A 25,144-nucleotide genomic window follows, 5' to 3' on the forward strand; every position below is an offset into this window, starting at 1 on the left:
AGACAGGAGGAGGTTGGCGGGGCTTTCAGGGGGTTGTTCCCCTGGTCGCGCGCGGGGAAGCGCGCGCGGGGGGGGGGGAGGTTTGCCCACGGGGCGGAAGAGTGGGGAAAGCGTCAGAAGCCCGGACCCCCGCTCCGCTGTTTCCGGAGGAGGCCGCGCTGATGGCGGGGCGCCGGGAGCGGCGGCGGGCGCAGTTCGCCACGGCGCGCGCCTGCGCGCGGCGGTCGCTCGCCGGTCTCGGTCTGGCGCCCGCTCCCCTGCTGCCGGGCCCGGGCGGCGCTCCTCGCTGGCCCGCGGGGGTGGTGGGCAGTATCACCCACTGCGACGGCTACCGGGCCGCTGTGGCCGCCAGGGCGGCGGAGGTGACGGCGCTGGGGATCGACGCGGAGCCCGCGGAGCCGCTGCCCCGGGGTGTCCTCGGCCTGGTCGCCTCGGAGGACGAACGGGCGGCGCTGGAGCGGCTGTCGGCGGAGCGCCCGGGGGTGTGCTGGGACCGGCTGCTGTTCTCCGCCAAGGAGGCGGTCTACAAGGCCTGGTACCCGGCGGCGGAACGCTGGCTGGGCTTCGCGGACGCGGACGTACGGTTCAGCCCCCGGGGCACCTTCACGGCCCGCCTGCACCCCGCGGAGCCCCCACCGGGAGCCCCCACGCACTTCGAGGGCCGCTGGCTGGTACGGAACGGGCTGCTGCTGACGGCGATAGCCATCCGCGGCGAACCGAGCCCTCAAAATTAGCGGTCGATCAGCGGTCCAGGACCACCGTCTGGGTCGGGGCGCTCAGGTGGTGGGCCGTGTGGATCCGGCCGCCCCTGCGGTACTCCTGGCGGTATTCCTGCGGGCTCACGCCCCGTACCCGCTTGAACGCGGCGCTCAGGGCGAACGCGCCGCTGTAGCCGACCCGGCGGGCCACCGTCGCCACCGTCGCGTCGGGCTCGCGCAGCAGGTCTGCGGCGAGGGTGAGCCGCCAGCCCGTCAGATACGCCATCGGAGGCTCGCCGACGAGCGTGGTGAAGTGGCGGGCGAGACCGGCGCGGGAGACCCCCACGGTGTCCGCGAGCGAGGCCACCGTCCAGGCCTTGCCGGGCTGTTCGTGCAGCAGCCGCAGCGCGGGGCCGACCACCGGGTCGCTCTGGGCGCGGTACCACGCGGGGGCGCCCGACTCGGGCACCGCCAGCCAGGTGCGCAGCACGCTGACGAGCAGCAGGTCCAGCAGCCGGTCCAGGACCAGTTCCTGGCCGATCTCGTCCTTGCTGATCTCCTCGGCGAGGATGTGGACGAGCGGGTTGTCGCCGGCCTCCGCGGGCCGTATCAGCAGCACGGGCAGGGCGGCCAGCAGCCGCCGGCCGATCTCGCTGGGCGCCTGGTAGGTGCCGCTCAGCATGACGGAGGAGCCGGCCCTGCTGTCGTCGCCCCAGGTGCGGACGCCCAGCGCCATCGTCTCGGTGACGTCCTCGCCGTCGGTGGTGTTGCAGCGCTGCTCGGGCCCGACGACGATCTGGACGTCCGTCTCCGGCCGGTCGGAGATCGTGTACGGGTCGGGGCCGCGGATCACCGCGACATCGCCGGGGCACAGCCGTACGGGATGCGCCTTGTCGGGGAGCACCCAGGCGTCGCCGCGCACCATGGTGACCACGGAGATCGGCGCCCGGTCCTCGACCCGGAGGGACCACGGCGGATTGAAGACCGACTTCAGCAGGAACGCGCCGCGGGCCTTCGGGCCTTCGAGCAGACCTGTCAGTGTGTCCATGCCATCACCTTAGACGACCCCGTATGAATGGTCACCACTTTCACCGGATCCGTCTCAGGCCGTACGGGCAGCGGGGCGCCGCGGGGAGGGGTACGGAAGGGGTGCGCCCGCCCTCCCCGCGGGGGAACGAGTGGGAGGACGGGCGCAGTTCGGGGCGGGCCGGTGGCCCGGGGCGGCGGTCGGGGAGGCGGTCAGGGCCGCGGAGCCGCCGCCCGGTGGTGGAGGACGAGCGCGCGGCCGAGGGCGCCCAGCGCCGCCGTACAGGCCACCGTGCGCGCGATGTTGGCCGCGGTCCACGGTCGCTCGAACCGGCCGCGTACGGCACCGAAGTCGGGGCTCGCGGCGGGCGCTCCGGCGCGGGCCAGCATCCGGTTGAGGGGGATGTTGACGCACATCGTGACGGCGATGGAGACGCCGTAGAGGACGAAGGCGGCCCGGGTCCAGCGCGCGGCGTCCGGCCGCCCCAGACGGCGCTGGAGGGCCGCGGCGACGCCGGTGGCGAGGAAGACACCGACGAAGAGCAGCCCGAACAGGGCGCTGTTGTCGAGCACTTCGTTGATCCGCCGCATCACGGTGACATACGTACGGTCGTCGCGGCGGGCCAGGGCGGGCATGACCCCCACGTCGAAGCTGAGGTAGAGCCCGGCCATCAGCCCGGTACCGATGGTGGCGGCGGTGAGCACGGGGCCGGCGGCCGCGGGAAGGGTCTGCATCGGGCTTCCTCATCCGGTCGGTCGGTGGAGCTGGAACGGGAACGGGTCGCGGGCGGGCCAGAAGAAGGAAGGGCCGGGACGGGACGGGGAGGCCCCGGCCCGGTCAGGAGGGCCGGGTCACTCCGGCCAGGGTCCTCTCGTACCGCCTGCGCAGCACCGTATTGCCGATCAGCCGCACCGGCGGCGGGATGGTGGCCGCGACCTGTGCCACCGACCGCTTGTCCGCGCCGTCGAACATCCAGGGCTGGAGCTGGGTCATCACCTTGAGCGGCGCGCTGGCGATCACCTTCCGCTCGACCGCGAGGTACTCGTCCGGCACGAGCCGGGCGAACACCGGGAAGGACACGGCCTCCTCGTCCCGCAGATGGTCGCGCAGGACGGAGGCGAAGCGGTTGGCCGCCAGTTGGAGGGCCGGCAGATCGCCGCCGGGCCTGAGCGCGGCCGTGACGGCCTCCATGGCCCGGTCGAGCAGCACATGGTCGTCACCGAGCTGGCGCGCCTGCGGGGCGAACTCCGGTGCCCGCCTGAGCAGTCCGGGCCACAGCACGTTGTCCTCGCTGCGGTGGTGCCAGTCGATGATGTCGCGGAGCTGCTGCCACCAGGCGCCGGCGGCGCCGAGTCCGGCGTGGGTCAGCCGGGGCGCGGCGGCCAGCAGCCGCTGGGCGTCACGGCGCATCGCGATGTGCATCAGCGCGAACCCGTGGAAGTGAGCGGGCAGGGAAGCGAGTCCGAACTCGCTGGACATGGGGGTACTCATGGCCGTCTCCTCATGGCTGACGCGTCATCGCTGCTGGATCACTCCCCCGGGAGGCGGGCCGTACTCGCGAGGGTGCTCGCGGTACGGCCCGCCGGCCGGGGTACGGGTCAGACGTTCCAGACGCCCGTGGCGGCGGCGTCCCTGGCGAACTCGGAGAAGTCGCGGGGCTTGCGGCCGAGGACCTCCTCCACACCGTGCACCAGGTGGGCGTTGCGGCCGTCGAGGGTCAGGGCGAACAGCTCGACGAAGTCCTCCGGAAGGTCGTTCTCCTTCAGGAAGGCACGGTACTCGTCGCTGGTGACCGAGATGTACTTGATCTCCCGGCCGGTGGCCTTGGTCAGCTCGTCGGCCACGTCCTGGTAGCTGAGCAGCCGGGGGCCCGACAGCTCGTAGGTCTTGCCGATGTGCTTGGGGTCGGTCAGCGCGGCGACGACCACGTCGGCGATGTCGTCGGCGTCCACGAAGGGCTCAACGGCGTGACCGGTCGGCAGCGCCAGCTCACCGGCGAGTACGGGCTCCAGGAAGAAGCTCTCGTTGAAGTTCTGGTTGAACCAGCTCGACCGGACGACCGTCCAGTCGGCGCCGGACTCCTTCAGCTTGTTCTCGCTGATCTGCGCGCCCTCCTCACCGCGGCCGGAGAGCAGCACCAGACGGCGCGCGCCGTTCGCGACGGCGACCTTGGAGAACTCGCCGACGCTCTCGGCGGCACCGGGGAAGGCGAGGTCGGGGTAGTAGGTGACATAGACGGCTCCGACGCCCTCCAGCGCACCTTCCCAGGTGGCCGGGTCCTCCCACACGAAGGGACGGTCGGCGTTGCGCGAACCGATGCGCACGGGAAGGCCCTTGGCGGCGAGCCGTTCGGCGACCCGGCGGCCGGTCTTGCCGGTGCCACCGATGACGAGCGTCGTCTTCGTCTCTGTCTGGGCGTTCTGCGTGGTCTGAGTCATGAGTACAGTCAAGTCCACTCCGCTGAGACGCAACATAGCTGTGAAGCTCAGTTCCATACGCGTCCGTCTACACCCCGACCGTGGAGTCTCCCGGTGGGCTCACGAACTGCCCATACCGCCGCAGACATTGATCGCCTGGGCGGTGATGGAGGCGGCGCTCTCCGTGGTGAGGTAGCCGACCAGTCCCGCGACCTCCTCGGGTGTGGAGTAGCGGCCGAGGGGGATCTTCGACTCGAACTGCTCCTGGACGAAGTCCTCGGTGGTGTTCCACGCCGCCGCGTACCCCTGGCGCACCTGCTCGGCCATGGGGGTCTCCACATAGCCGGGGCAGACCGCGTTCACGGTGACACCGACCGGCGCCAGCTCCTTGCCCAGCGCCCTGGTGAAGCCGACGACGCCGTGCTTGGAGGCCGAGTACGGAGCGCCCATCAGGACGCCCTGCTTCCCGGCGGTGGAGGCGATGTTGATGATGCGGCCGTGTCCCGCCTCCACCAGACCGCCGTTCAGCAGGACCTCACGGGTCAGCAGGAACACTCCGTTGAGGTTGGTGTCGATGACGTCGTACCAGAGTTCGTCGGCGATCTCGGCCGTGGGCCCTCCGCCGCCCCGGCCGGCGTTGTTCACCAGGATGTTGACCGGGCCGAACTGTGCGACCACCGCGGCCACCAGGGCGGCGACCGAGGACCGGTCCCGCACATCGGCCACCGTGCCCTCGGCCTCGTACCCCTCGGCGCGCAGATCCTCGACGGTCTGCTTGACCTCCTGGCCGGTCCGCGCGCAGATGAACACGCGGTGGCCGCGCCCGCCGAGTTCACGGGCGACCCCCAGACCGATTCCGCGGGTCGCTCCCGTGATCAGAGCCACCGGGTTTCTGGGCGCCTTCACCGGATTTCCCCGGCACTCCGCGGGCCCCGAACCTGAATCTCCACGGTTTCCCTCCGTACCTCGTCGAATCCCCGTCGAACCGAAACTCTTCGACGGCAGGTACGGTAGTCGCGCCCACGCTTTAGTTCTTTAATTCTTGAGTACCTGTCTAGCACGGCTCCAACATCCGTAAACGGAATGCCATTTCCACTGCCCGAATGGTCATGGCGGGCGTCATGCCAAGGTGAAGAGTGGTGTGCCGGAACAATTCCGCGGGAACGCCGGGAAACAACGGGAACGCCGGGAAACAAAGGGAATGAAATCCCCGGTGGTACGGGGACGGCCGCGCCCGTTCGGTCAGCTCACCCGGACAAGGGGCTCGCGGGGATTCTCCACCGGCGCCGCGGACTCCGGTCCGGCCATCAGGATCGAGCGCTGGAGCCGGCGCAGCCCGGCGGACGGTTCGAGGCCCAGTTCCCGTACGAGGGTGCCGCGCAGCCGGTGGTACACGTTCAGCGCCTCACCGCGGCGTCCCGAACGGTGCAGCGCGAGCATGAACTGCCCGTGCAGATTCTCGTGGGTGCGGTAACGGCTGACGAGGACGGTGAGTTCGGCGAGCAGTTCGCGGTGGCGGCCGAGCCGGAGGTCGGCCTCGATGCGCTGGTCGAGCGCGCACAGCCGGCTCTCCTCCAGCCGCTTGATCTCCATGTCGAGCTGGGCGCCGCCGTGCACATCGGCGAAGGCGGGTCCGCTCCACAGGGCGAGCGCCTCGCGGAGCTGGCGGGCCGCGCCGGAGTAGTCGCCCGCGTCCATCGCCCGGTAACCGAGTCCGGCGAGCCGGTCGAACTCACGGACGTCGCTGGTGCCGCCGCCGCTGTCGAGGCGGTAGCCGCCGGGCAGTGTCTCCAGCACCTCCTTGGCGGTCCGCGCGGGGCCCTCCTGGGTACCGTGCTTGAGCGCCGCCGCGATCAGCGACCGCAGTTGCAGCACATAGGTCTGGAGGGTGGTCCTCGCGCTGCGCGGGGGCTCCCCCGCCCACAGCTCCTCGATCAGCGCGGCCACCGGCACGACCTGGTCGGCGTGGAGCGACAGTAAGGCGAGCACCTGCCGGGGCTTCGGCGCCGTCGGCGTGATCGATCTGCCGTTCTCCCGCACAGCCAATGCGCCCAGTACGTCGATGTCCACGCGTCTCCCCAATCCCTGCAGGTGAAGTCAGTACCGTTCGAGGCCGCTCACGGGGTGCGATTGCTGCGCATGGATTCAAAAACAGGACAGACGGTTTGTCAATACCAAACCGTACAGACTGTTTTTTGTTAACGCTCCGTACATCGGGGTCACTCGCTGGTTACCGAACGCTCGGAATACGGGCACGACACGGGCAGCGTACTCCCGTCAAACGGCTTCCCCCACAGGCACCTCCCGGCCATCGTCCGACCGGCAGGATCCGCAGGTCACCAGGGTGTCCAGATGCTGTCCGGCGGCCATCGCGGGTAGCATCAGCTCCCAGAACCGGGTCAGCGTACGCCGGGAGATCCAGTCCCGGTCCTCCCTGGCACCCAGCACTTCGAAACCGACCGTCGCCGCCATCAGCGCACTCGCCACATCGTCGGGTGCCAGCCCGTCGGCCAGCGCGCCTTCGGACGCCGCCCGTTCGAGTTCACTCTCGACCCACTGGCGCCACTGGCGCCGCAGATTGATCCCGCCCCGGCGGGAGATGTCGCCACTGAGTTCGAACCCGGCGCGCACCACGACATCGTCGTCGAGGCTGCGCATCAGGCAGTGCGTGGCGTCGACCAGTAACTGGACCCCCACCGCGCCCGTGGCCCGGCAGCGCTCGGCGATCTGCCGCACCTCCTGTGCCGCCTCTTCCTCCACCGCCCTGGCCAGGGCCTCTTTGCTGGAGAAGTGGAAATGCAGCGCGCCGTTGCTCACTCCGGCCCGGCGGCTGATCATGGTGAGCGACGCCGGCATGAAGCCCTCCCCCGCGAACACCTCCGCCGCGGCCCGGATCAGTGATCGTCGTGTACGGGCGGCGCGCTCCTGCTTGACCATCAACGGCTCCAGATTGTCGGGATGACCGGAAGCGAAAGCGGTGTGCGCTGCGACATTAACAAACCGTCGACGCGGTTTGTATAAGCTTTACGCCACTCCTGATGTCCGGAACCGCTCCCGCACCTCAGTGGCTCAAGACCCGCTCAAGACCTCCTGGAGAGTGCCTGGAGAACGCGTGGAGACCGATCTGATCGGATGAACCTCACACGGGCCTCGCCCGTGCGCACGGCGGCCACACCGGAGGGCTCTCCGCCCGCGCGCGGAGGACCGTTCGGTCACGGCCCGTCATCACTCCGCGTCGTCCCCGGCCCCCTCCTCGGCGGCGAGCCTGCGGGCCTCGACCCGGGCCCCGCGGTCGTACGCCACATCGAGCCCGAGCAGCAGACGCGGCATCACCATGCTGGGCAGCAGGTGCTCCCACATCACCGACACCCGCCGCTCCACGTCCCGGCGGTCGGCCACCACCCGCGAGTAGACATGGATCCCCGTCCAGGCGCCGACCACCAGCTCGGCCGTCTCGCGCGGTTTGACGTACGGCAGCAGCTCGCCCCGCTCCTTGGCCTGGACGAGCAGTTCCGCGCTCAGGGACGACCACACCGGGAAGGGGCTGACGTCGGAGAAGTCGACCGACCCCTGCTCCACGGCCAGCCGGGTGCCGGCCCTGAGGATCATGTCGTGCAGGGAGCGGTGGGCGACGACCATGGTGACGTCGATCAGCTCCTGGACCTTGGAGTCCGTGGGCGCCGGTACCAGGTCCCTTGTCTGGTCCCTCAGCACCCCCCGGGCCAGGTCCTCCTTGGACGGGAAGTGGAAGTAGAGTGCGCCTTTGGTGACCTCGGACCGCGCCAGGATCTCGGAGATGGTGGCGGCGTCGTAGCCGTACTGGTCGAAGACCGAGGCCGCGGCCTCCAGAATGGCGGCGCGCGTTTTGATCGCACGCTGTTGCTGCGCCATGCGGGTGGCTCCCGTCGTGCAGTTCCAGGGGTCCTCGTGACGCCCTGAGGTGGCTCCCCCGCCGTTCGCGGTCAAGCCTACCGACTAAACCGGGTGGTCTGTATATTCCCCCGCTCGTGGGAGCACTCGGCCGCTCCCGACAGCATCCGTGCGCCACGGGGAGACTCCATGTCCGAAATGACGGTCCGGGCGGTCCGGACGAACGGTACGCCGCGCACCGGGAGACCGGCGGGCCCGGCCGGAATCAGCGCCCCCGCCCCGCAGCTCACCACCACCGTGCCCAGGGAGTTCGTGCACCGCGCGGCGGTGGCGGAGGTCCTGCTCACCGGCTGGCGCCGGGTCGACGAGGCGCGCTTCACGGTGACGGGGCAGTGGCCGCGGCTGCACTGCTTCTACACACCGATCGACGGCCTGCACGATCCACTGCTGGCCGCAGAAACAGTCCGACAGGTCGGTTCTCTGCTGGCGCATGCCGAGTTCGGCACCCCGCTGGGACACCAGTTCCTGATGCGGGATCTGTCCTTCACCGTCGAGCCCGGGCAGCTCGCGGTCGGCGGTGTGCCCGCCGGGCTCGAACTCGATGTCGTCTGCCCGGAGATCACGCGAAGACGCGACGGTGAACTCGCGGGGCTGCGCTACGAAGCGGTCGTCCGCCGCGACGGGCGGACCGTCGCCACCGGGCGCGCCTCGTTCGTCTGCGCCGTACCGGCCGTCTACCGCAGGCTGCGCGGCGAGCGCGCCTCCCGCTCCGACGTACGGCGGCCGCCCCTGACCACGCCGGTGGCGCCGTGGAGCGTCGGCCGCACCGGCCCGTACGACGTGGTCCTCTCCCCGGGCGGGGACGAGCCGGGCTGGCTGCTGCGCGTGGACACCGGGCATCCGGTGCTCTTCGACCACCCGGTCGACCACATCCCGGGCATGGTCCTGCTGGAAGCCGCACGGCAGGCGGCCACCTCGGTGCTGCGGGGCGGCGGCGGTCTCGTACTGACCGGCTGCACCGCCGAGTTCCCGCGCTTCGCCGAGCTGGACGTACCGTGCCGGATCCAGGCGCGGCGGCTGTCGCGGCGGCTCGGCGGCGAGTCCTCGGTCCTGGTGACCGGGCATCAGGAGGGCGAGCAGGTCTTCAGCGGTGTGGTCACCGCCGCCCGGCCCGGCGCCTGAGGCTCCTCGCTGTCCGCTGTCCGCTCAGAGCACGGTGAAGCCGCCGTCCACCGGCAGGACCACGCCGGTCACAAAGGAGGCGCGGTCGCTGCAGAGCCAGGCCGCCGCCTCCGCCACCTCCTCCGGTTCCGGGGTACGGGGCTGGGGGGTCGACCGGTGCAGCAGCTTCTCCGCCTCGGGGTGCCTGCTGAACCACTCCTGGACCACCTCGCTGCCCGCGATGCCCGGTGCGATGGCGTTGACCCGTATCCCCCGGGCCCCGTACTCCGCGGCGGCCGCCCTGCTCAGCCCGATCACCGCGTGCTTCGCCGCGATGAAGGCCGCGGAGACGGGGGTGGCCACCAGCCCGGCGACACTGCTGTTGTTGACGATCGAGCCGCCCCGGCCGCTGTCGAGCATGGCCGCGACCTGGTATCTCAGTCCGTTCCACACCCCCCGGACATTGGTGTCCATGATCTCGTCGTACTCGTCGTCGCCCGTGAGGTGCAGCGGAGTCTGATGGGCCCCCACCCCCGCGTTGTTGAAGGCCATGTCGAGTCCCCCGAAGGACTCCACCGCCGTCCGCACCGCGCGGGCCATGTCGGCCGGCTTCGTCACATCCCCCACGGTGTACTCGGCCCGTCCTCCCGCCTGTCTCACCTCCTCGGCGACGGCGGCGAGTCGTTCCTCCCGGCGCGCCATCAGGACCACCGAGGCCCCCTCGCGCGCGAACACCCGGGCGGCGCACGCCCCGACGCCGCTGCTCGCTCCGGTGATGAGGGCGGACTTGCCCGTCAGCGTGTGTGAGTTGGTCGACATGTGCCGGAGTGTGCCAGCGGGCGGACCGGCATGGAGCGCTCTTGAGGTTTTTCCGAGCTGAACAACCGATTAATACGCTTGTCCATGGCGGGGATCCGAACCGGGCCCGGTTCCCGTGCTGTCGGCCGCGTGTTCCTCGACCACATTGAGATAGGCGGAGGCCCTCGCCTCGGCCGCGGGACGCAGCGCCGGGGGCACCCTCCGCAGCGCCCGCCGCCGGGAGCCGCGGGTGAGCAGGTCGGCCGAGAGCGGGGTACGGGGTGACCGCAGGAAGGCGCGCGCCCGCCGCCGCGACCGGTGCCGCAGAACAAGATAAAAGCCCGCCGCCACAACGAAGTTGACGGCCACTTTGCCGATGGTGCCCCCGGCCGAGACGAGCAGGGGCGCGTCGAAGAACCAGTGCATGGCCATGGCGGTCAGCAGGCAGAGCACGGCGGGGACGATCCGCCGGCGCGGCGGCCGGGCGTCGTGCGCGAGCAGAAAGCCGATGCCGGCTCCGGCGACGCCGGTCATCGCCCAGTGCGAGCCGAGTCCGGTCACCACGACCCGGGTGGCGAAGGACTGCAGCACATCGGTGCCCCCCGCCACTCCCCCGCCGGCCAGGACGGAGTTCATGGCGTACGTCCAGTTCTCCACCACCTGGAAGCCGAGGCCGGTGAACGCGCCGAGGAAGAACCCGTCGAGCGGGCCGCGGACCAACTGCCGTGCGCCCAGGGCGATCAGCGCGACCCCGCAGAGTTTGAGGAGTTCCTCGTTGAGGGGTGCGGTGAGGGCCGCGGCCCACTCGGAGCCGAAGTCGATGCCCCCGGTCTTGAACCAGATACCGGTGAGCCCGGTGTTGGCCACGATGGCGCAGCCGGTCGCCGCGGTGGCGCCCCAGACGACACCGCTCCAGACCCAGCCGCGCGGCGCCGCCCGGAAGGGCCGTACCCGCTGAAGGACCGTCACGCCGATCCCCACCGTGATCAGCAGCAGGACGAAGGCGAGCAGCGCGGCGCCGGGAAAGACCCGGATGATCGCGGAGAAGTCGGCGACGATCAGCGCGCCGCCGAGCAGGCACAGCAGCGCGCAGAGCCAGCCCACCGGCTGCCTGCGGAAGGACCCGCGTACCGACGCGTACGCCGACGACGGTACGGCCATGGTCATGACGCCTCCTGCGGAAAGGCGACGCTGCGGGCCACCGCCATCGCGTCGGCCACCGTGCGCGGTGCGGTGCCCGGCTCGGCCAGTACGGTGATCTGCACGGCGTAGTCCTGCTCGGGCGGCACCCACACGGTGGCGGTGCCTGCGCGGTTCTCCCGGGTCAGCGCGCCGGTCAGCCCGGTCGCGCCCGCCGTGCTGGTGACGGGCCGCGGGCCGCCCAGCCGGGTGTCCTGGTCCGCGACGGACAGGACCCGGCGCAGCCCCGTCCAGAGCTGCCCGGCGCTGGCGCCGGAGGACAGGTCGACATAGCCGGCGACCAGGTCGACACCGCCCCGGGACAGCGCGTACGAGGAGTCGGGGTCGCTCCGTGACTTGCTCAGCCGCCAGCCCGCCCCGGTCACCCGCAGCGCGGCCATATTGCTGCCGGGCCCCAGCTCCAGCACCGTGCCGGACGGTACGGGCTCCTTGTCGGCGAGGGCGCGGTCGATCAGCGGCCAGCCTGCGGTGAGGGCGGCCATGACGAGCAGGACGGCGACGACGGCCCAGCGCCGGGGGCGTACCGGCCGGCGGGGCAGGCGCCTGGTGACCGCTGCGGTGTCCATGCGGCGGGGCGCCTAGACGTCGTGGCGCAGCGGCGTGAGCTGCTCGATGTCGTAACGGACGCGCAGTTCGGCGATGGCTTCGGGGTCGGGCGTGCCGCCGTCCTTGAGGATGTCGAGCAGTTCCTCGAAGTACCGCTCGTGGTCGGCCGGCGGGGACGACTGGAAGAACATCTTGGCGTCCTTGTCGCTCCGGTTGGCGAAGGCGTGGGGGCAGCCGGGCGGTACGACGACGACCGTGCCGGGGGTGGCCCGTACGGACTTCAGCCCCGAGGCGGACTCCCAGTGGCGCCAGTCCTCGCTCAGTACACGCGGTTCGAAGGCCAGTACGTCCAGCTCGCCGTCGAGGAGGTAGAACAGCTCCTCGCTGCGGGTGTGGCGGTGGGCGCCGACGTCGAAGCCGGGCGGTACGACGACCTCGAAGGTGGAGGAGACCCGGGAGTGCTCTCCGGTGACCTTGAAGGTCACCTGCTGGGCCGCGGTACGGATGACGGTGCCCCCGCCCGGGGGCACGATCAGGCCCTCGGACTTCGTCAGCTCGGTCATGCGGTGCTCCAGGACGGTGGGGTGCGGTGGGAGGCCGGTCACCGGGCGGCCGGCCGCGTCTCGGGGCCGCGGACGGGCGTTCCGCGGCGGCGCCTCACCGCCGGCCGGGTGACGGCGGCGGCCATGGCCGGGCCCGTCATGGTCAGCTCACCGGTTCGGTCGCCGGATGGGCGCTGCGGCCGCGCGTCCCGAAGACATGGCGCTCCGCCACGGCGGACACGGGCCCCGCCCCGGTGGTCGTCCACCGGCCCAGGGCCATCTCGGCGGTGATGCCGGGCCCGAACCCGGCGATGATGCCCCGCTCCCCGGGGGCGAGCCCGCCCTCGTCGAAGAGTCTTCTTACGGCGTCGAGGACGACGGCGCTGGCGATGTTCCCGTACTCGGTCAGGGTCCCCCGGCTGAACCGGAACGCCTCGGGGGCCACCTCCAGGAAGTGGCTGAGGTCGTCGAGGATGCGCGGGCCGCCGGCGTGGATGATGTAGAAGTCGAGGCCGGTGGCGTCCCAGCCGTGCTGATCGGCGATCGCGCGGAGCGCCGGGGCCAGCGGCTCCATGGTGGTGGGTACGCGCTTGTCCAGCAGGAAGTGGAAGCCGGTGGCCCGGACGCTGTACGCGATCCAGTCGGTGGTGTCGGGCACCAGGTGGGAGCCGTTGCGCTCCAGGGCGATACCGGTGCCGCCCTCGCCCCGGACGACGGCGGCGGCGACCGCGTCCCCGAACAGGCCGTTGGACAGCAGTGAGCCCACCCCGAGGTCGGTGGGCTGGTAGCAGAGCGAGCAGAACTCGCAGGCGACGATGAGCACATTGGCCCCGGGGTAGGCCCGGCAGAAGTCGTGCGCCCTGTTGATGGCCGCGCCGCCGGCCGCGCAGCCGAGCTGGGCGATGGGGAGCTGGCGGGTGTGGGTGGGGAACTCCATGGTGTTGATCAGCCAGGCCGTGAGCGACGGCATCATGAACCCGGTGCACGAGACATAGACGATCAGATCGATGTCCGCGGGACGGAGCTGCGCGTGGTCGAGGGCGCTGTCGATCACGGCGGGCACACGGGCCTTGGCCTCGGACTCGTACAGCAGATTCCGGTGTTCGAAGCCCGGATGGCGCAGTGTGTCCTGGATGGGCTGGACGATATGGCGCTTGGCCACCCCGGTGTTCCGGATCAGCCGCAGCGCGAGAGCCAGTTGCGGGTGGTCCGGGTGCAGCGAACGGGCGAGAGCGAGTGTGTCTTCCATGGTGATCACATGCTCGGGAACCGAGACAGCGGGTTTGCACAGGGTCGCCACGAGCGCTCTCCTTCATTCGTGATCGCAGTGAACTGCGGCCCACACTCATGGGTGGTCAATCACCACGCAACCCGGGGAACGCGGGCGGAAGGCGCGCGGAGAGGGCCGTCCCGGAGGGATCGGCGCGGGATGCGAAGAACCGTCAGGGCTCCGTGCGCCGACTACGGAACGTAGGGACGGAGCGGGCCGGTTGGGCCGTTCGGGCGGTACCGCGCGCCGTCGGGCGCGGTGTCCCGTACAGATCCTCGCGAGGGGCGCACCGAGCCGACCGCACCGGATCCAAACCAAACCGATTGCCCTGTTTCAAGGCACCCTGAATCCGATCCGCACACCGACACGCGTACGGTCGCCGACCGGTACGGGACACGGCAGTGTACGAGTCTCCGCGTCCGTCCCAAATTGTTATGGCGAAGAGGATATATTCCGCATCCCGTTGAGCACTATAGTACGGGGTGGGCGGTTTGTTTTTTGGGGTGCCCGTTCGACGGTCGGTAGAGAGGCATTTCATGGCAACACAGGAGCGCGCCATCCGGACGCGCACGGCGATCCTGGAAGCGGCCGGAGCGGTCTTCGACGAGTACGGCTACGCGTCGACCACGCTCACGATGGTTCTCCAGCGTGCCCGCGTCACCAAGGGCGCCCTCTACTTCCACTTCCAGTCCAAGGAGGCACTGGCCCAGGCCGTCCTCGACGAGCAGGTGCAGCTCGGAGCCGTTCCGCCGCAGCCCTGCAAGTTACAAGAAGTCGTCGACATCACCTTCGCCGTCGCCCATCGGCTCCTGGACAACGCGCTGCTCAGGGGGAGTGTCCGACTCACCGTGGACCAGGGCGCGCCTCCCGGGATCGATCACAGCGGCCCCTTCCGACAGTGGCCGGAGCACCTCATCACACTGATGGAACAGGCCCGTGAGCAGGGCGAGTTGCTGCCCAATGTGCAGCCGCGGGAGACGGTGGAGCTGCTGGTCGGCGCGTTCGCGGGCATCCAGATCATGTCCCGGGCGCTCACCCAGCGCGAGGATCTCGGGCACCGGGTCTCCACGCTCTGGGGTCATATTCTGCCGAGCATCGCGGTCCCCGGGCTGATGCCCAGTATCGACACCGCGCCGGACCGGGGCGCGCGTGTGACGGCGGCGGACTACCGGGGCTGAGGAGTCTTCGGCGATGATCCTGCTCACCGGGGTCACCGGGACGGTCGGGCGGCTGGTGGCGGAGCGTCTGTGCGCCACGCTCCCCGCTCCCCCCGCTGCCGTCCCGGCCGCTCCCCGCGCCGGGGAGCCCGTACGGCTGCTCGCGCGCGACCCTCGCCGTATCGCCGCGTTCGCCGGCCCCCGGACGGAGATCGTGGGCGGCGACTTCACGGAGCCGGACAGTCTGGCCGCGGCGATGAAGGGGGTCGGAGCCGCGCTGCTGGTGACGGCCGACCCGCTCGCCCCGGCCCATGACGAGCACCTGGTCGCGGCGGCGCGGTCCGCGGGGGTACGGCATGTCGTGAAGCTCTCCGCGCAGGCGGTGGCCGAGCCGGACGCCATGGATCTGATCACGCGCTGGCAGCGTCGGAGTGAAGATCTCATCCGCGCCTCCGGCCTGGAGTGGATCTTTCTCCGCCCCCGGTCCTTCATGTCCAACACCCTGGGCTGGGCGCGCTCGGTCCGGGAGGAGGGCGTGGTACGGGGGTTCGGCGGCGCGGCGCCCAATGCCACCGTCGATCCCCGGGACATCGCCGACATCGCCGTGCTCTGCCTCACCGGAGCCGTCCCCTCCGGCCGGGCCCATGCCCTCACCGGCCCGGCCGCGATCAGCCCCGTACAGCAGGTGGCCGTGCTGTCCGAGGTGATGGCACGCCCCCTGAGGTTCGCGGAACTGACGCGGGACCAGGCGTACGAGAGGCTGCTCGCCCGGTATCCGGCAGCGGTGGCCGGCGCCCTGATGGAGAGCGCCGAGCGGCAGCGGGCGGGCGGCAAGACCGGGGTGGAGCCGACGGTGGAGGCGCTCCTGGGCCGCCCGGCCGGTTCGTACCGCTCCTGGGCGACGGACCACCGCCGGGCCTTCCGGCCCGCCTGACCTCGCCCCGGCCGCTCGGCTCCGACCGGTCGGGGATCTCCGGGTGGTCCGGAACATCCGGCAAGCCCCGGCCGAGGACGGTCAGGCGGCTTCAGGCATCCGCCGGACGCTCCAGTCGAAGGTTCCCCGGCACACCGGTGTGCCCGTACCGTCGACGACCTCGGCGGAGGTGCTGAGACGGGCGCGGTCGCTCTCGCCGGAGAGGACGGCCCGCAGCGCCTCGCGGGCCGTGTCGTCCAGTCGGCAGGACGCGACCAGCCGGCCCCGGGCGGGGGCCAGGAACTCCATGGAGGCGGCGGCGCCCAGCGGCACCACGCCCCGGAAGGCGTCCGCGCTCTCGCTCACCGCGATCATGGCGGCGAGCCCGGTTGCGTCGACCAGGGCGATCAGACCGCTGGAGTGCAGCGAGCCGATCACATTGGTCAGGGCGCGAGACGTCGAGAGGGCGAGTTCGGCCGCGCCGTCCGCCGCACGCAGCACCTCGATCCCGGCCGTGCGGTGGGCGGGGACGGGGTCCAGCAGCGTACGCGCCAGTGCGGTGGCATCCACCGGTCCATGGTCACGCGCCGGGACGACGGCCGGGTGACCGCGCGGCCAACGACGGCGGAAGGCCGCCCGGCCCCGGCTCACCACCGCCTCCCGTTCATCGGCGGTCGGCGTGCTGCTCGGATGTGTGCCGCTCGGACGAGGCGGCGCCCCTGCCCGTGCGGTAGAAGTCGATCTTCTTCTCGATGGCGGCGAGATGTCGCCGGGTCTCGTCGAGCTGTTCGAGTACGCGCTCGCGGTGCTGCTCCAGTACGGCCAGCCGCTCCGCCTCATTGCCCTCGCGCCGGCAGATCTCGGTGTAGGCGCGGATGTCCCGGATCGGCATTCCGGTGCCCCGGAGCATGACGATGCCCGCGAGCCAGTTCAGATCGCGGGCGAAGTACCGCCGCTGGCCCGAGGGGGCGCGGTCGGCGGGCAGCGCGGTCAGCCCCTCGCGCTCGTAGTAGCGCAGGGTGTCGACGCTGAGCCCGCAGACCGCCGCGGCCTCGCCGATCGTCAGCCCGCCGTTCGGGATCTCCTCGTCCGGCACCGGCCGGTGAACCACTGAAGCCATGGATCCAGACTCCACCCTGGAGCGCGCTCCAGGGCAAACGGAGGCACACGAACGGACGCACTTGACCGCCTGAGCAATTCCGCGGTCCGCCGTCGGCGGTCATGGGATTCTTGATCCTGATCAACGGCGGGCACGGTCCATCGGCGGGCACCGCCGATGGACCGTGCACTGGTACACCGAGCACCGATACGAGGAGCGACATGGGCGAGAGCGCCACCGGTACGGAGTCATGCCTGGGCCTCACCGACTGGACCTGGCTCAACCCGCCCGCCCACTGGGCCGCTTATGACGAAGCCCTGGATGTCACCACGGCCCCCGACACGGACTTCTGGGTGAAGACCCACTACGGCTTCGTCCGCGACACCGGCCATGCCCTGCTGCGGCCGGTGCCCGCGAGCTTCCGGCTGCGCATCACCTTCTCCGGCGACTACCGCGAACAGTACGACCAGGCCGGGCTGTTGCTCCGGCTCGACGAGAAGAACTGGATCAAGACGGGCATCGAGTACGTCGACGGCCGGCAGCAGCTCAGCGCCGTCGTCACCCGTGAGGTGTCCGACTGGAATGTCGTACCGCTCGACCGTTTCACCGACACCCCCGGTCCTGTGACCGTCGAGCTGCTGCGCGAGGGCGACACCGTCACGGTGCACTACGGCGTCGACGGGAACCCGGAGACCATGCTGCGGCTCGCCTACTTCCCGCCGGAAGTGGCCGCGCAGGCAGGACCGATGTGCGCCTCTCCCGACGGGAAGGGCTTCACGGCCCGTTTCACGGCGCTGCGCCTCGACGACCTGTCCTGACGCACCGGGGCGACAGAGGCCGCACTGCCGCCCCGGCCCGGCGGCGACAGGAGCCCCGCCGGAAGCCGGAAGCAGCGGTGGTCCGCGCCCCGTGCCGGGCGCGGACCACCGTACTCACCTCGGAACATCAGGCCGCGGGCGTGACCTGAACCGCTCCGCCCGCCGAGGACGCGGCGATGCGGATCTCGGCCCGCTGCGTCACCCCGTTCACGGTCACCGCGAGCGTGACCGTGCCCGGCCGCAGCGCGGTCAGTGTGCCCGTCACCGGGTCGAAGACCGCCGTATGGCGCGGACGCGCCCCGTCCCAACCCCCGATCCGGAGATTCGGGGATCCGGTCCAGTCGGCGCTCAGCGGGAAGCCGACCGGGACCTGCCGGGTCCCCTGGGTGACGGCCGCAGTGACCCGGGCGCTGTGCCGGGGCGTCAGCACGGCCGGCGCGTCCAGCGTCAGCGCGTCCGTGTGCGCGCGGGTCTGTACGGAGACCCAGTCGGGCCCACCCTGCCACGGCTTGAGCCGCGCCGCCGCCTGCTCGCCGCGCGAGATCCGGTCGACGCCGATCAGCGACCAGCCGGTGAAGCCGCCCTCGGCGGCGGGGGCGGCGGGCGCCTTGCCCGAGTTGCCGTTGATCAGATACGGCACGCCGTCCACGTGCGAGGCGTGGAAGACCCCGACATGGCTGCCGATGAGCCCCGCACCCTTGCCGGTCGTACGGCGGAACTCCGCGAGCCACTGTTCGATCAGGGCGGCCTCCTTGCGGTCGCTCAGCTCGCTGGCCTTCTGGACCGTCGGGTCGCGCGGCGGTACGTGCTCGATCAGCATGACCGAGTGGACGCGGCTGTCCCGCGCCGCCGCGTCCAACTGCTCGCGTACGGCCCTGATCTGGGCGAGCCCGCCGCCGCGCAGGGTCAGGCTCGATGTGTCGAGGGTGAGGAAGCGCGTGCCCTCGTGGTCGAAGGTCCGCTGGGCGGGGCCGAACTGGTCGGTGAAGTTCTTGGTGGAGCCGCCCATCACCTCGTGGTTGCCGGGCACGTAGTACCAGGGCACGGCGTCCCCCAGCTCCTCCGTCAGCACCGTACGGGCGAAGGCGAGATCCGCGGGAGAGCCCTCGTCGACGAGATCGCCGTTGATCACCACGAAGTCCGGCCGCGCGGCCCTGATCTCGCGCAGGGTACGGCGGGCCTGCGCGACCAGCGGACTGTCCGGGGCCCGGGCGACGAACTGGGCGTCGGACATCACCGCGAACCGCCAGTCCCTGCCCTCCGTGTCCGCCGCCGAGTCGATCAACGGGTCGGCCACCCGAGGCTGTTCGGGCAGGTTCACGGTCGGCGGCACCTGGGCCGTCAGATCGTCGATCACGATCCCGCCCGTGTACAGCTTGGTGGCGGCGGTCTCGGCGAGATAGAAGCGGTAGACGCTCAGCGGTGTCGCCGCTCCGGCCGGCACGGCGAACGTCACCTGCTGCCAGCCGGTCCAGGTGACATACGGTCCGCGCAGCAACTGGTCGGAGCCCGCCGCGTCCTTGAGGTGCAGGGTGGGCCAGGCGCCCTTGCCGTCGCCCTTGATCCAGAGCTTGAAGGACTGCGGCTGTCCCGGCACCGCGATCTGCGCGGGCGGACTGGCGTAGGCGGCGCGGGTGGCGGTGGACTGGGTGAAGTCGTACGAGAGGGTGAGCCCGGTGCCGGTGTGGCCGTCGGGCGTGGGCGAGACCGAGCCGCTCGCGCGGGCCTGGCTGAAGGTCCAGGACGCGGCGTCGTCGAAGCCGGAGACCCGCTGCTCCTCAAGGCCGACGCTCACGGCGAGTACGGCCGTGGCGCCGCCGGCCTTCGCGGTGATCTGTCCGGCGCCGGTGTCCCCGAGGGACTTCACGGTGAAGGAGCCCCGGCCGTCGTCGGTGACGCTGAACAGCGAGTGGTCGTACTCCAGCCGTACGTCCCGGGGTTCGACGGGCGCGCTGGTGCCCTGGGCGTCGAGGCCGACGAGGCCGAAGGTGCCGGTCGCGTCCGCCCCGGCGAGTCCCACGCGCCGGGTGGTCGGCTGGATGCGGTCGAGCGGGCCGAGCACGGTCAGTTCCGTACCGCCCGCCGCGTGTCCGCGCTCGGCGCGCACCTCGGTGGTGCCACTGGCGCGCGCGGTGAACACCCCCTGGCTGTCGACCCGGCCGACCGAGGACCGTACGGCCCGCCAGCGCGGTGTGCCGGCCGCGGGGCCGTACGTCTCGTCGTATCCGGCGGCGGTGAGGCGGCGGGTCAGCCCGGGGAAGACCCGCTCGGGGTGGCCGCCCCTGACCGGGTCGACGGTCGGTGCCGCGCCCGCGGGGGTACGGGTCTCGACCCAGAAGCCGGTGAGCCGGCCGGTGCCGTCCGGCGCGGTGAGGGCGAGACCGTTGGGCACGGTGCGCTCGCTGCCGTCGGAGGGGCTGTTCTCCACGCGCAGGGCGTCGCTGCCGGGGGCGCGGGCGACCAGGGTGGAGGAGCCGCCGCCGTCGAGGTTGAGGGCGTTGTACGCCCCGGCCTCACGCATCATCAGGCCCAGCTCGGTGAGGGTGACTCCGCCGCTGTCGGCCTGCCGGCCGTCGACGGTGATCACCTGCATGGTGCTGCCGTCCTGGGAGAAGCCGACGGCGGTACGGGGGGCGGCGGTGTTGTTGCCCTCGCCCTCGTGGCTCCGTGCCACGCCGTCCACGACGAGCAGTTCCCTGCCGCCGACGGCGGTGCGCGGCACGGGGCCGCTGTCGGTGCGCGGCCGGAACTCCAGCGCCACCGGGTCGCCGGGCCGCAGCGCGGCCAGTGCCACGGCGCCCGCCTCCCGGCCGACGAGGACGGTCGTACCCTCGGCGATCGGGCCCGTGCCGGGCGCGGCCGACACCGAGACGACCTTTCCGTCCCGGACGGCCGCCTCCGCGACGGGTGTCGCCCGGTCCACGGTGAGGCGCCGGTCGGCCTCGCCCCAGCCCGACGTGTAGGCGCCGATACCACCGGCGGGCACATTGGCCGCGTTGTACGCCGCCAGCGCCCGCGGTCCCGAGGGAAGGGTGACGGTGCCGTCGAAGTAGAGCTTCAGGATCCGGCCCGCGCTCCCGGGGCCGATACCGACGGCCTGGTTGGCGCCGGCCGCCGGGGAGTGGACGGGCTGTCCGTCGGCGATACCGGGGCCCTGGGGCGCGCCCGTCTCGTTGATGTCGAAGAAGTCGGCGTTGATGGCGGCGACGGTACGGCGTCCCGGCCCGGCGTCGTGCGCCGCGGCGAGCTGGGAGACCGTACGGCGCTCGGAGACCTTGCCGGAGGAGAGGTAGTCGGCCTGGGCGCCCGTGCCGTCGAGATCGACGGAGAGCGCGTCGACCCGCAGCCACTTGTCGGATTCGAGCCGGTCGTACGAGGTGAGCCGGATGCCGGGGGCGATCGGACGCGAGGCTCGCGCGGTCTCGATGCCGTCGCCGTCGGCGATGGCTCTGGTGCCGCCGGTGGATGCGGCGTTCCCGGCGGACTGCGGAACGGCGGTGGCCGCGCTCGCGGGCGGCGGGGCGACCGGCCGCAGGATCTCGGCGGCGGTGCGGGGACGGGGGTCGGGGACGGAGTCGGCGAAGGACGGGGCTGCCGCCCCCGCCGTCAGAGCGGTGACCGCCGCGAACAGCACGGCGGACCGCCGGGCAAAGCCTGGGCCCACAACTTCTCCTGGAAGACGGTGGATGCGCGGTTGGTAAGCGCTGTCGGCCGCCAGCATTGCCGTGCACACACCAATGAACCAGGGGTTCGCGGGAACACCGGGGAGAACACGCGATGACACGGTGAAGCGGAGGGAGGCGCACCGGTTTCCGAGGGGCCGTCAGGAGCCGGTCGCACACCGCCGTACAGAAGAAGTGCCTGAAGTACCTCAGGAGCGCCCGGTCACACCCGGGGCACCCCGTCCGCCGGAGGGCGCACGAGTCCCGCCGCGTCGCGGCGCAGCAGCAACAGCGCCATGTCGTCCTCCCCGCTCTCCTGCCCCAGCTCCTCGAACAGCAGGTCCGCCAGCTCCGCCGGATCCGCGGGCCCCGTCCGTACCTTCTCCTTCAGTACGTCGAGCCGCTCCCCCAGATCGGTGCCCCGCTGCTCCACCAGGCCGTCGGTGAAGAGCAGCAGGGTCTCGCCGGGGCCCAGCACCCCGGTGGTGAGGGGGTAGCCGATCTCGTCCGGCCGGGTGAACTCCGTCGAGAGCCCGAGCGGCAGCCCGCCCGCCGCCGGGATCCAGTGGCAGGTCCCGTCCACGTGCCGCAGCAGCGGATCGAGATGCCCGGCGCGCACGATCCGCAGCGCCCCGCTCACGAGGTTCACCTCCGCGTACGTACAGGTCGCGAAGCGGTCGGTGCCCAGCTCGTGCAGCAGCGCCGAGGCACGGGCCAGCGCGGTCGGGGGCGGATGCCCCTCGGCCGCGTACGCCCAGAGCGCCATGCGCAGTTGCCCCATGACCACCGCCGCGTCGGTGTCATGTCCCTGGACATCGCCGATGGTCAGCCCCACCCGGTCGCCGGGCAGCGGAAGCACGTCGTACCAGTCGCCGCCGACACTGCGGCCCATCCGCGCGGAGAGGTAGCGCACGGCGGTCCGCGCGCCGGGGACGTCGGGGATACGGCGCGGGAGCATCGCCTGCTGGAGGCCCTCGGCGAGGTCGTGCTCCTGCTCGTACAGCATGGCGCGTTGCAGGCTCTGCGCGATGCCGCTGCTGAGGGCGATCAGCAGATTGCGCTCCTCGTCGCTGAAGTCGCCGTGCCGGGGGTAGAGCAGGCCGAGCGCGCCGATCGGCCGGGCCTGGGCGGTCAGCGGCAGATACGCGGCGGAGCCGACCGACAGCCGTTCGACATACGGCCAGAGAAGGGGGTAGCCGGAGCGGAACTCCTTCCAGGAGGTGATGAAGAGCGGCCGCTGGGTGCGGACCACGTCGCTCATCGGGAACCGCTCGTCGATCCGGGTGTAGCGCAGCTCCGGTACATACGCGCCGAGACGCCCCTCGGAGACCAGCCGGATCCGGCCGCCCTCGATCACCCCGAGCATCACACTGACGGCCTTGAGCTGTCCGAGTGCCTGCTCGTCCGTCAGTACGGCGATGACGTCGTCCATCGAGGAGGCGTGGGCGAGCAGATCGGTGGTACGGCCCACCAGCCCGGTCAGCCGGCGCCGCCCCTCGTCGATATCGCTTCTGAGGGCGGCCTGGGCCAGCTCCTCCTCGGCGCTCCGTACGATGCCGATGATCCGGCGGGGCCGCCCGGCCTCGTGCCGGATATGGGCCTGGGTGTGGGTCCAGCGGAGTGATCCGTCGCCGTGGCGGATCCGGAAGTACGCGCCGTAGGAGGATGTGCCCTCCTTGAGCGCCTGGGCGATCATGGCCTTGAGCCGGGCCGCCTCGCCGTTCGGGACCAGATCGAGCAGGGTGCCGGGATCGCCGTCGAACTCCTCGGGGCGCAGACCGAAGATCTCGAGCGCGGGCCCGTCGAGATGGACCAGCCCGCTGTCGAGATTCCAGTCGAAACCGCCCATGTGGTTCAGCGCGAGGCTCAGATCCGGATGGGCGGGCCAGTCGTCCGGCAGCGACACGGCGGCCGGAGGACGACCCCGATCAGCCATGGGGCCACCATCTCATCGATCGGGCCGCCCCACGTCCCGGGAAGCCGCCCCGGAAAGCGCTTCCGGCAGTGGCCGGGTGGGAGGAGACTGCTTGTCTGCACGCCGAGGGCTTATATGATCATCATGAAAGAGGACTCCGCTCTCCATGCAGAATCCCGAATCTCCCCGTTCGAGTCCGCTGGACCACCACTACTCGGGGGAGCACCCGCTCCGCACGCTCGCCTATCTCTTCCGCCCCGACCGTCACCGGCTGGTGCTGGCCGTCGTCGTCTTCGCCGTCAAGCACATCCCGGTCTGGCTGCTGCCGCTGATCACGGCCAACATCATCGATGTGGTGGTGGACCACAGGCCCATCGCCCATCTCTGGTTCAACACGGGGGCCGTGGTGCTGGTCCTCGTCCTCAACTTCCCGCTGCATCTGCTGTACGCGCGCCTGATGAGCACCAGCATCCGCAGGATGGGCCGTGAGCTGCGCTCGGCCCTCTGCCGCCGGATGCAGCATCTCTCCATCGGCTACCACTCCCGGGTCAGCGCGGGCGTGCTCCAGACCAAGGTCGTACGGGATGTCGAGGCCGTGGAGACAATGACCCAGCAGAGCGCCGACATGGGGCTCGGCGCCATCATGACGCTGCTGGGCGGTCTTGCGGTGATCGGCTACCGCACCCCGGTCGTGCTGCCGGTGTTCCTGGTCGTCGTCCCGCTGGCGGCGCTGCTGGTACGCCGGCTCCGCTCCCGGATCCGCAGCAACAACGAGGAGTTCCGGCTGGAGGTCGAGCGGCTCTCCTCCCGGGTCGGCGAGATGACCACCCTGATCCCGATCACCCGCGCCCACGGTCTGGAGCGCGCGGCCCTGCACCGGGTCGACAACACCCTGGAGCGGGTCGTCACCGCCGGATTCCGGCTCGATCTGCTCAACGGCCGCTTCGGATCGCTCTCCTGGATTCTGCTCAACACCATGGCGGTCGGCTGTCTCTCGGGCTCGGCGGCCGTCGCGTACTACGGATGGATGGGGCTCACCGCGGGCGATGTCGTGATGATCAGCACCTTCTTCACCGCGCTGACGGCCTCGCTGACGACCCTGATGAATCTGACCCCGATCATCTCCAAGGGCCTGGAGTCGGTACGGTCGGTCGGCGAGGTCCTCCAGGCGCCCGACCTGGAGAGCAACGAGGGCAAGACCTCCGTCGAACGGGTCGGGGGGCGGATCGACTTCCAGGGCACGGGCTTCCGCTACCCCGGGGCGACCGAGCACTCGGTGAGCGGGTTCGACCTGTCGGTGCGGCCCGGCGAGACCATCGCGCTGGTGGGGGCGTCCGGCGCGGGCAAGTCCACGATCCTCAATCTGCTGATCGGTTTCATCAGGCCCACGGAGGGCCGGATCCTGCTCGACGGCGCGGACATGGCGTCCCTGGACCTGCGCACCTACCGGCGCTTCCTGTCCGTCGTACCGCAGGAGTCGATCCTGTTCGAGGGGACCATCCGGGAGAACGTCACCTACGGTCTGGAGGGCGGCGCGGACGAGAGCGCGCTGCGGGAGGCGCTGGTCGCGGCCCATGCCATGGAGTTCGTCGAGCGGCTGCCCGACGGTCTCGACACGGTGGTGGGGCAGCGCGGCGCCCGGCTGTCGGGCGGCCAGAAGCAGCGGCTCGCGATCGCCCGGGCGCTGATCAGGGATCCACGGGTGCTGGTGCTCGACGAGGCGACCTCGGCGCTGGACAACCGGTCGGAGGGGCTGATCCAGGACGCGCTGTCCCATCTCGTCCGGGGCCGAACAGTGTTCGTCGTCGCGCACCGGCTCTCCACCATCAGGAACGCCGACCGCATCATCGTGATGGAGCACGGCCGGATCGTCGAGGCGGGCAGCCACCACGAGCTGCTGGCCCGGGGCGGCCCGTACGCCACCACCCTCCAGCCCCGCCGCTCCGGCTGACCCGGGGTCGGGGACGGCGTCGGGCCCGGCCGGAGCTGCTCAACTGAACGGGGGATTTCATACGGTGTGTCACTGATGGGCGGGATCGAGCACCGAATGG

At 71.3% G+C, this 25,144-nt stretch carries 23 protein-coding genes; 6 read left to right on the forward strand and 17 right to left on the reverse strand.

Translation table 11 applies throughout. The annotated features are described in order from the left end of the window. Positions 1–101 precede the first annotated feature (101 nt). On the forward strand, positions 102–734 hold the full coding sequence (locus tag ACFU9P_RS01525) for a 4'-phosphopantetheinyl transferase (RefSeq protein WP_384077037.1): 633 nt from the start codon (positions 102–104) through the stop codon (positions 732–734). Between the two features lie 7 nt (positions 735–741). Here ACFU9P_RS01525 and ACFU9P_RS01530 read toward each other — a convergent pair whose 3' ends face one another. The 8 genes from ACFU9P_RS01530 to ACFU9P_RS01565 form a co-directional block, all read right to left on the reverse strand. Then, a complete protein-coding gene (locus ACFU9P_RS01530; RefSeq protein WP_384077040.1) occupies positions 742–1,746 on the reverse strand; it encodes an AraC family transcriptional regulator in 1,005 nt (334 codons plus the stop codon). A 191-nt stretch (positions 1,747–1,937) separates the two neighbouring features. Next, positions 1,938–2,459, reverse strand: a complete 522-nt coding sequence (locus ACFU9P_RS01535; RefSeq protein ID WP_376385806.1) for a DUF1772 domain-containing protein — start codon at positions 2,457–2,459, stop codon at positions 1,938–1,940. A gap of 103 nt (positions 2,460–2,562) precedes the next feature. Further along, positions 2,563–3,216 (reverse strand): hemerythrin domain-containing protein, encoded by a 654-nt coding sequence (locus tag ACFU9P_RS01540; protein WP_384077043.1) that lies wholly within the window; start codon positions 3,214–3,216, stop codon positions 2,563–2,565. Positions 3,217–3,323: 107 nt separating this feature from the next. After that, complete coding sequence (locus tag ACFU9P_RS01545) at positions 3,324–4,163, reverse strand: NAD(P)H-binding protein (RefSeq protein WP_376385802.1); 840 nt, start codon at positions 4,161–4,163, stop codon at positions 3,324–3,326. 99 nt (positions 4,164–4,262) lie between these two features. Next, positions 4,263–5,048 carry an SDR family NAD(P)-dependent oxidoreductase gene (locus ACFU9P_RS01550; protein WP_376385800.1) on the reverse strand — a complete coding sequence of 262 codons (786 nt, stop codon included), beginning with the start codon at positions 5,046–5,048 and terminating at the stop codon, positions 4,263–4,265. A gap of 336 nt (positions 5,049–5,384) precedes the next feature. Then, complete coding sequence (locus ACFU9P_RS01555) at positions 5,385–6,212, reverse strand: BTAD domain-containing putative transcriptional regulator (RefSeq protein WP_376385798.1); 828 nt, start codon at positions 6,210–6,212, stop codon at positions 5,385–5,387. A gap of 207 nt (positions 6,213–6,419) precedes the next feature. Then, positions 6,420–7,079 (reverse strand): ScbR family autoregulator-binding transcription factor, encoded by a 660-nt coding sequence (locus tag ACFU9P_RS01560; RefSeq protein ID WP_376385796.1) that lies wholly within the window; start codon positions 7,077–7,079, stop codon positions 6,420–6,422. Between the two features lie 288 nt (positions 7,080–7,367). Beyond that, on the reverse strand, positions 7,368–8,033 hold the full coding sequence (locus tag ACFU9P_RS01565; protein ID WP_384077047.1) for a ScbR family autoregulator-binding transcription factor: 666 nt from the start codon (positions 8,031–8,033) through the stop codon (positions 7,368–7,370). Positions 8,034–8,201: 168 nt separating this feature from the next. Between ACFU9P_RS01565 and ACFU9P_RS01570 the strand changes: the two genes are divergently transcribed. After that, positions 8,202–9,194, forward strand: coding sequence for a ScbA/BarX family gamma-butyrolactone biosynthesis protein (locus ACFU9P_RS01570; RefSeq protein WP_384077050.1), 993 nt, complete (start codon positions 8,202–8,204; stop codon positions 9,192–9,194). A gap of 24 nt (positions 9,195–9,218) precedes the next feature. On the opposite strand, the gene ACFU9P_RS01575 is transcribed toward ACFU9P_RS01570, so the two are convergent. The 5 genes from ACFU9P_RS01575 to ACFU9P_RS01595 all read right to left on the reverse strand — a co-directional run bounded on the left by ACFU9P_RS01575 (position 9,219) and on the right by ACFU9P_RS01595 (position 13,559). Further along, positions 9,219–9,992, reverse strand: coding sequence for an SDR family NAD(P)-dependent oxidoreductase (locus ACFU9P_RS01575; protein WP_376385790.1), 774 nt, complete (start codon positions 9,990–9,992; stop codon positions 9,219–9,221). A 69-nt stretch (positions 9,993–10,061) separates the two neighbouring features. Then, on the reverse strand, positions 10,062–11,138 hold the full coding sequence (locus ACFU9P_RS01580; RefSeq protein ID WP_384077053.1) for a PrsW family intramembrane metalloprotease: 1,077 nt from the start codon (positions 11,136–11,138) through the stop codon (positions 10,062–10,064). Next, entirely contained in the window at positions 11,135–11,737 is a 603-nt protein-coding gene (locus tag ACFU9P_RS01585) for a hypothetical protein (RefSeq protein ID WP_376385786.1), read from the reverse strand. Before ACFU9P_RS01585 ends, ACFU9P_RS01580 begins: the two co-directional genes overlap by 4 nt. Before the next feature lie 12 nt (positions 11,738–11,749). Next, a complete protein-coding gene (locus tag ACFU9P_RS01590) occupies positions 11,750–12,280 on the reverse strand; it encodes a cupin domain-containing protein (protein ID WP_376385784.1) in 531 nt (176 codons plus the stop codon). Between the two features lie 142 nt (positions 12,281–12,422). Then, positions 12,423–13,559: a type III polyketide synthase gene (locus ACFU9P_RS01595; protein WP_376385782.1), complete on the reverse strand. Its 1,137-nt coding sequence runs from the start codon at positions 13,557–13,559 to the stop codon at positions 12,423–12,425. Positions 13,560–14,065: 506 nt separating this feature from the next. Between ACFU9P_RS01595 and ACFU9P_RS01600 the strand changes: the two genes are divergently transcribed. Both ACFU9P_RS01600 and ACFU9P_RS01605 read left to right on the forward strand, forming a co-directional pair. Continuing rightward, on the forward strand, positions 14,066–14,707 hold the full coding sequence (locus ACFU9P_RS01600; RefSeq protein WP_046504204.1) for a ScbR family autoregulator-binding transcription factor: 642 nt from the start codon (positions 14,066–14,068) through the stop codon (positions 14,705–14,707). Positions 14,708–14,720: 13 nt separating this feature from the next. Next, complete coding sequence (locus ACFU9P_RS01605) at positions 14,721–15,620, forward strand: NAD(P)H-binding protein (RefSeq protein ID WP_384077056.1); 900 nt, start codon at positions 14,721–14,723, stop codon at positions 15,618–15,620. A gap of 81 nt (positions 15,621–15,701) precedes the next feature. On the opposite strand, the gene ACFU9P_RS01610 is transcribed toward ACFU9P_RS01605, so the two are convergent. Together ACFU9P_RS01610 and ACFU9P_RS01615 are read right to left on the reverse strand one after the other, a co-directional pair. After that, positions 15,702–16,169, reverse strand: a complete 468-nt coding sequence (locus tag ACFU9P_RS01610; RefSeq protein WP_384077059.1) for a PaaI family thioesterase — start codon at positions 16,167–16,169, stop codon at positions 15,702–15,704. Positions 16,170–16,263: 94 nt separating this feature from the next. Continuing rightward, a complete protein-coding gene (locus tag ACFU9P_RS01615) occupies positions 16,264–16,719 on the reverse strand; it encodes a MerR family transcriptional regulator (protein WP_384077062.1) in 456 nt (151 codons plus the stop codon). A 200-nt stretch (positions 16,720–16,919) separates the two neighbouring features. On the opposite strand from ACFU9P_RS01615, the gene ACFU9P_RS01620 reads away from it, so the two are divergent. Continuing rightward, positions 16,920–17,516 (forward strand): DUF1349 domain-containing protein, encoded by a 597-nt coding sequence (locus tag ACFU9P_RS01620; protein ID WP_376385774.1) that lies wholly within the window; start codon positions 16,920–16,922, stop codon positions 17,514–17,516. A gap of 127 nt (positions 17,517–17,643) precedes the next feature. On the opposite strand, the gene ACFU9P_RS01625 is transcribed toward ACFU9P_RS01620, so the two are convergent. Together ACFU9P_RS01625 and ACFU9P_RS01630 are read right to left on the reverse strand one after the other, a co-directional pair. After that, complete coding sequence (locus tag ACFU9P_RS01625; protein WP_384077065.1) at positions 17,644–21,180, reverse strand: phosphodiester glycosidase family protein; 3,537 nt, start codon at positions 21,178–21,180, stop codon at positions 17,644–17,646. Positions 21,181–21,401: 221 nt separating this feature from the next. Further along, complete coding sequence (locus ACFU9P_RS01630; RefSeq protein WP_384077067.1) at positions 21,402–23,114, reverse strand: SpoIIE family protein phosphatase; 1,713 nt, start codon at positions 23,112–23,114, stop codon at positions 21,402–21,404. A 145-nt stretch (positions 23,115–23,259) separates the two neighbouring features. Here ACFU9P_RS01630 and ACFU9P_RS01635 point away from each other — a divergent pair, with 145 nt between their 5' ends. Continuing rightward, positions 23,260–25,044 (forward strand): ABC transporter ATP-binding protein, encoded by a 1,785-nt coding sequence (locus ACFU9P_RS01635; RefSeq protein ID WP_376376489.1) that lies wholly within the window; start codon positions 23,260–23,262, stop codon positions 25,042–25,044. Positions 25,045–25,144: the final 100 nt, after the last annotated feature.

This window comes from Streptomyces sp. NPDC057617 (assembly GCF_042800555.1).
Taxonomy (GTDB): domain Bacteria; phylum Actinomycetota; class Actinomycetes; order Streptomycetales; family Streptomycetaceae; genus Streptomyces.